Source organism: Mesorhizobium sp. M8A.F.Ca.ET.207.01.1.1 (assembly GCF_004794715.1).
GTDB lineage: Bacteria > Pseudomonadota > Alphaproteobacteria > Rhizobiales > Rhizobiaceae > Mesorhizobium.
Genome location: NZ_SRUS01000558.1, coordinates 1 through 286, shown reverse-complemented (window position 1 = coordinate 286; position 286 = coordinate 1). Strand labels below are relative to the sequence as shown.

General features: G+C 64.7%; 1 protein-coding gene. It reads right to left on the bottom strand.

Going from position 1 to position 286, the window contains the following annotated elements:
* A partial coding sequence (locus EN850_RS35815) for a GTP-binding protein (protein WP_246689342.1) occupies nucleotides 1–286 on the bottom strand: 286 nt, incomplete at both ends.

The following is a 286-nucleotide window of genomic DNA, read 5'->3' as shown; positions in this document are numbered from 1 at the left end:
CTTGCGCAGCAGTTCGCGCACTTCCATCTCGACCAGCTCGACCAGCTCTGCGTCGTCGACCATGTCGGCCTTGTTCAGGAACACGACGATGTACGGCACGCCGACCTGGCGCGACAGCAGGATGTGCTCACGGGTCTGCGGCATCGGGCCGTCAGCGGCCGAGCACACCAGGATCGCGCCGTCCATCTGGGCGGCACCGGTGATCATGTTCTTGACGTAGTCAGCGTGGCCCGGGCAGTCAACGTGGGCGTAGTGACGGATCGGGGATTCGTATTCGACGTGCGCG